This is a genomic window from Pseudomonas sp. UBA6315 (assembly GCF_002438125.1).
GTDB classification, from domain to species: Bacteria; Pseudomonadota; Gammaproteobacteria; order Pseudomonadales; family Pseudomonadaceae; genus Aquipseudomonas; species Aquipseudomonas faucium.
The window spans coordinates 1-4,064 of record NZ_DJTF01000082.1 but is presented as its reverse complement, the minus strand read 5'-3'; the positions used below and the strand labels follow the sequence as shown (position 1 = coordinate 4,064).

Annotated in this window: 4 protein-coding genes; 2 read left to right on the top strand and 2 right to left on the bottom strand. The window is 65.2% G+C overall.

The window, feature by feature from the left end; translation table 11 throughout:
• Nucleotides 1–1,406 (top strand): DEAD/DEAH box helicase (locus tag B3E94_RS11465; RefSeq protein WP_286913587.1); only part of this gene is annotated, 1,406 nt, incomplete at its 5' end.
• Between the two features lie 93 nt (nucleotides 1,407–1,499).
• On the opposite strand, the gene B3E94_RS11460 is transcribed toward B3E94_RS11465, so the two are convergent.
• Complete coding sequence (locus tag B3E94_RS11460; RefSeq protein ID WP_286913586.1) at nucleotides 1,500–2,267, bottom strand: DODA-type extradiol aromatic ring-opening family dioxygenase; 768 nt, start codon at nucleotides 2,265–2,267, stop codon at nucleotides 1,500–1,502.
• Nucleotides 2,268–2,368: 101 nt separating this feature from the next.
• Between B3E94_RS11460 and B3E94_RS11455 the strand changes: the two genes are divergently transcribed.
• Nucleotides 2,369–3,016 carry a thiopurine S-methyltransferase gene (locus B3E94_RS11455; RefSeq protein ID WP_286913585.1) on the top strand — a complete coding sequence of 216 codons (648 nt, stop codon included), beginning with the start codon at nucleotides 2,369–2,371 and terminating at the stop codon, nucleotides 3,014–3,016.
• A 142-nt stretch (nucleotides 3,017–3,158) separates the two neighbouring features.
• On the opposite strand, the gene htpX is transcribed toward B3E94_RS11455, so the two are convergent.
• Nucleotides 3,159–4,046, bottom strand: coding sequence for a protease HtpX (gene htpX / locus B3E94_RS11450; RefSeq protein WP_176512062.1), 888 nt, complete (start codon nucleotides 4,044–4,046; stop codon nucleotides 3,159–3,161).
• Nucleotides 4,047–4,064: the final 18 nt, after the last annotated feature.

The following is a 4,064-nucleotide window of genomic DNA, read 5'->3' as shown; positions in this document are numbered from 1 at the left end:
AAACCTACGCCAAGCAGATGCCGGGCGTGAATGTCGTGGCCGTGTACGGTGGTGCCCCGATGGGCCCACAGCTGCGTGCCATTCGCAACGGCGCGCAAATCGTCGTCGCTACCCCGGGCCGTCTGTGCGACCACCTGCGTCGTGACGAGAAAGTCCTGTCCACCGTGCAGTACCTGGTACTGGACGAAGCCGACGAAATGCTCAAGCTGGGCTTCATGGACGACCTCGAAGTGATCTTCGATGCCATCCCAGCCTCGCGCCAGACCGTGCTGTTCTCCGCAACCCTGCCGTCGTCGATCCGCTCGATCGCCGAGCGCCACCTGCGCGAGCCCAAGCACGTCAAGATCCAGAGCAAGACCCAGACCGTTACCGCGATCGACCAAGCTCACCTGATGGTGCATGCCGACCAGAAGATCCCGGCTGTGCTGCGTCTGCTGGAAGTCGAAGAGTTCGACGCGCTGATCGCCTTCGTGCGTACCAAGCAAGCCACCCTGGACCTGGCCGCCGCGCTGGAAGCCAAGGGCTACAAGGCTGCCGCGCTGAACGGCGACATCGCCCAGAACCAGCGTGAGCGCGTGATCGACTCGCTCAAGGATGGCCGCCTGGACATCGTCGTCGCCACCGACGTCGCCGCCCGTGGCCTGGACGTACCGCGCATCACCCACGTGTTCAACGTGGACATGCCATACGACCCGGAATCCTACGTGCACCGTATCGGCCGTACCGGCCGTGCGGGTCGCGAAGGCCGTGCACTGCTGCTGGTCACCCCGCGTGAGCGCCGCATGCTGCAGGTGATCGAGCGCGTGACCGGGCAGAAGGTTGCCGAAGCACGCCTGCCGAACGCCCAGGCGGTACTGGATGCGCGCATCAAGAAGCTGACCTCGAGCCTGGCGCCGCTGGTGGCCGAAGCCGAAGCTACCCACGGCGAGCTGTTCGACCGCCTGACCACTGACCTGGGCTGCAGCGCCCGCGCCCTGGCCTCGGCCCTGCTGCGCAAGGCCACCAATGGCCAAGCGCTGGACCTGGCCGCAGTAGAGCGCGAGCAGCCGCTGGTGCCGAGCTTCGCCCCGCGTGGTGAGCGCACCGAGCGTGCTGACCGTGGTGAGCGCAGTGAGCGCCGCGAAGGTGGCGACCGCGAGCGTCGCGCGCCGATGCCACTGGCCGAAGGCCGCGTGCGTTGCCGCACCGCCCTGGGTGCCCGTGACGGTATCGCTGCCAAGAACCTGCTGGGTGCAATCCTCAACGAGGGTGGCCTGGCACGTGACGCCATCGGCCGTATCCAGGTGCGTGACAGCTTCAGCCTGATCGAGCTGCCGGAAGATGGCCTGGAGCGTCTGCTGACCAAGCTCAAGGACACCCGTGTAGCCGGCAAGCAGCTGAAGCTGCGCCGCTACCGCGAGGATTGATCCTGGCGCAATGAAAAAATCCCCGGCCTAGGTCGGGGATTTTTTTTGCCTGTGCCGGCCCTTGTGGGAGCCGGCTTGCCGGCGATAGGGCCTTCAGCCGAACCGATAAATGTCCATGCCCAGCGCCCCCAAGGTAAACCCTTGGTGCACGATGGCAAATTTGCCCCCCGCCCCCAGGGCAAAGAACAACGGCAGGAAATGCTCATCACTGGGATGATTGCGCAGCGCAAACGGCGCCTGTTGCTTGAAGCCCAGCAGCGCAGCCTGGTCATCCTCGCCGAGCTTTTCCACCACCCAGTCCCTGAACGCCAGTGCCCAGGGTTCGATCACCTCCGGCCCGGCATGCCAGTCAAGCTCGCCCAGGTTATGGGTGATGCTCCCCGACCCCACCAGCAGCACGCCCTCGTCGCGCAAGCCGGCCAATGCCTGGCCGACCTTAAGCTGCAGCGCCGGCCCCAGGTGGCTGGGTAGCGACACCTGGACCATGGGAATGCTCGCATCGGGATACATCAACGACATCGGCACCCAGGCGCCATGGTCGAACGGCCGCTGGGCATCCAGGCGCGCCGGCAGGCCGGCGGCGTTGAGCCGTGCGCTGATGTCGGCGGCCAGTTGCGGCTGGCCGGGTGCGGGGTATTGAACGGCGTACAGCGCCGCTGGGAAGCCATGAAAGTCATGCCAGGTCTCGGGCGCGGGGTTGCCGGTCACCAGCAGCTCGCGGCTCTCCCAGTGCGCCGACACCACCACGATTGCCTTCGGCCGCGGCAGGGCATTGGCCAGCCTGGCCAGCGCCGGCCCGCTGGCACCGGGTTGCAGGGCAAGCATGGGGGAACCGTGGGAAATGTACAGGCTGGGCAGCATGGTGAGGTCCTGAAGGTTAAGATGCCTCCATCTTCGATCAGTTACCGATCGACATCCAATATAAGATTTTTGCCCAAACCATCGAAAAACCAGGAGGAAACATGGAGCCGGCGTTCTGGCATCGAAAGTGGGCCGACAACCAGATCGGCTTTCATCAGGCCCAGGCCAACCCCTATCTGCAACGCTACTGGCCGGGGCTCGGCCTGGCTGCCGGCAGCCGGGTGCTGGTGCCATTGTGCGGCAAGAGCCTGGACCTGGCCTGGCTGGCGGGGCAGGGCTACCGCGTGCGCGGCATCGAGCTGTCGCGCCGGGCCGTGGAGGACTTTTTCCAGGAGCAGGGGCTTGAGGCGCAGGTGACGCAACAGGGGCCGTTCGAGGTCTGGCGCAGTGGTGAGGTTGAGCTGTGGTGCGGGGATGTCTTTGCCTTGCAGGCCGAGGATGTGGCGGATTGTGTGGGGTTGTATGACCGTGCGGCGTTGATTGCATTGCCGGCGCCGATGCGGGCGCGGTACATGGCTTTGCTCTCGCGGCTGCTGCCTTGGGGGAGCGGGCTGCTGGTGACCTTGGACTACCAGCAGGAGCTGTTGGCCGGGCCACCGTTTGCGGTGGCGGACGAGGAAGTGCGGACCGGGTTTGCCGGGTGGCAGGTGCAAGAGGTGGAGGCAAGGGACGTGATCGGGGAAAGCCCGAAGTTCCTGCAGGCGGGCGTGAAGCGCTTGGTCGAGCGGGTCTACTGCGTGAGGTTCTGATGCCTGGCCTGGCCCTATCGCCGGCAAGCCGGCTCCCACACTGATCATCGCTGACTTTGTGGGAGCCGGCTTGCCGGCGATAGGGTCGGTACAGGCAAATGAAAAAGGGCGACCGAAGTCGCCCTTTGTTTTGCCTGGTGAATCAACCGCGGCGGCGCAGTGCCTCGATGCGCTCTTCCAGCGGCGGGTGGCTCATCAGCAGGCCGGCCAGGCCGTGCTTGAGGCCGCCGTTGATGCCGAACGCCTTCAGGGTGTCAGGCATGTGCACCGGCAGGCCCTGTTCCACGCGCAGGCGCTGCAGGGCACCGATCATCGCGCCAGTACCGGCCAGGCGGGCACCGGCTTCGTCGGCGCGGTACTCGCGGCGGCGCGAGAACCACATGACGATCATGCTGGCGAGAATGCCCAGTACCAGCTCGGCGACGATGGTCGCCACGTAGTAGGCGATACCCTGGCCTTCTTCGTTCTTGAAGATCACCTTGTCGACGAAGTTGCCGATGATGCGGGCGAAGAACATCACGAAGGTGTTCACCACGCCTTGCACCAGCGCCAGGGTGACCATGTCACCGTTGGCCACGTGGCCGATCTCGTGGGCCAGCACGGCACGCACTTCATCGGGCGAGAAGCGCTCCAGCAGGCCCTGGGAAACGGCCACCAGAGCGTCGTTGCGGTTCCAGCCGGTGGCGAAGGCGTTGGCCTCGTAAGCCGGGAAGATACCCACTTCGGGCATCTTGATGCCGGCCTCGCGCGACAGCTCTTCGACCGTCTGCAACAGCCACTGCTCGTGGCGGGTGCGCGGCTGGCTGATGATCTGGGTGCCGGTGGTCATCTTCGCCATCCACTTGGAGATGAACAGCGAGACCAGGGAGCCGGCGAAGCCGAACACGGCGCAGAACACCAGCAAGCTGCTGAGGTTGAGGTCAACCCCGTTGGCGGCCATGAACCCGTTGAAGCCGAACAGGCTCAGGGTAATGCTTGCAACCAGCACCACCGCGAGGTTGGTGGCTACAAACAACAGAATGCGCATCATGGTTGTTACGTTCTCCTG